Source organism: Colwellia sp. BRX9-1 (genome assembly GCF_014077195.1).
Lineage (GTDB): Bacteria > Pseudomonadota > Gammaproteobacteria > Enterobacterales > Alteromonadaceae > Colwellia_A.
Genome location: NZ_JACGVM010000054.1, coordinates 1 through 1,561 on the forward strand (window position 1 = coordinate 1; position 1,561 = coordinate 1,561).

The 1,561-nt window shown below is 35.9% G+C and carries 1 protein-coding gene; it reads left to right on the forward strand.

Annotated features, from left to right (window positions below; genetic code table 11):
- The first annotated feature begins 918 nt into the window (after positions 1-918).
- Entirely contained in the window at positions 919-1,440 is a 522-nt protein-coding gene (locus tag H4J76_RS19430; RefSeq protein ID WP_182231139.1) for a hypothetical protein, read from the forward strand.
- The last annotated feature ends 121 nt before the right edge of the window (positions 1,441-1,561 follow it).

Sequence of the window (1,561 nt, forward strand, 5' to 3'; positions counted from 1 at the left end):
ATGCTAGCCTCTGTTTGATAATGTTGACACATATATTATGGCTCTGGTTTGTAAAACTAACCCACATTTAGAGGCTAGCACCTTGTGGGGAGTCATTGTGTCTAGGTGTAATCGCCACTTCGTTTAATTGTTTAAAGCATTTGCCAATTTAAGTAGGGCGTTTATGTTTTCTTAATATGTTTTGGAGTGTTTCGCCAAGCTCTACGTCATTTGCGCCAATATAGTCTGCGGGCATTACCTAAAAACAAAATGTCCTTGCGAATTGGCTTTTTATTGTTTGGTGTTGTGGCTCAAAATCTAGCAGTTGTGTTTATAAAGTGGCGAATGTAATATTAACTTTTAGTGTTTGCTTTAAGGTTTTGTATTTACAAACAAACTTCACCTAACAAGCAATTCAAACGGACAAATAACAGTTGGCTGTCGTTCGTTCCTCACTATTTTAGCCAACAATTATTTGCCGCTTAATATGGGCGTTAACTGGATAAAACTTGCATGGAGCATATATTCAACATTGCACTTTTTTTCGTGGCTATTTTTGCCTTATGCTTAAGTGTATCTATCGTATTATGGTTTAAATTTTTTCCGTTAGTTAAAGCTGTTGATCTCGAGCTTTATGAAAAAATTCGGTTTCGTTGGAAGTTCCAAATTCGTACAAGTTATGGTGAATATATTTTCAAAAAGGGATTTGTGGCTACTCCTAATAAAAATATTAAACGGTATGCGTTAAGGCTTTACCGTATAGGTTATATCGGGCAATGGGCATTCAATATCTATTTGTTATTAATGGTCATTGTTGTAATAATCCAGTTAACAAGCTAATCAACAAGGACAAAAAACAGTTTGCTGTTTTCGTTCCTCAACATTTTAGCAAACAATTTTTTGCCTGTTATTAGGGCGTTAGCTGTCAAAGGAAGTATCGTGGAAGAACGGACATTTAAAGGAATAATCTTAAGGTTTTTATCTTCATTAGGCTGGTGCCTTATTTTAGGTGCAGTTCTTGGTCTCCTTTATCGGTTGGAATTTCCACTCTTAAATAAAGAAATTAACTCTATTATTGGTGAAAATTCGGCACCTAAAACTTTTAATTTTATTGCTGTATTATCAATCTTCAGTTTGAGCCTTGTCGTACTCGTAGCTGGAAGAACAGTGTCACATATATCAGTGCTTAGAAGTATTTTGGGTTACAAATCTGCAGAAGTAGCTTTGTCTCTTGCTGCTGTATTTTTTGGTTTAATGTTTGGGTTTTCGTTAACTGTTTGGGAGTTGCCGCTTTTTGCTGCAACTATATTCGCATTCATAATTACAATAGGATCTCAGATCTGTCTGCTGTGGTTATCATTCAAAGGTAATGGTACTAATAATGAGGCTTTAGCAAAACTGTCAAGTTTAGCTCTATCCTTAATTACAGTAGCAGTTGTTTATGGTGCATATGCCAGCTAACAAGGCGTTCAAACGGACAAAAAACAGTTGGCTGTTTCACTCCGTTCACAATTTTAGCCAACAATTTTTTGCCGCTTAACGTGGCGTTAGGTGTAATCGCCACTTCGTTTTATTGTTTAAA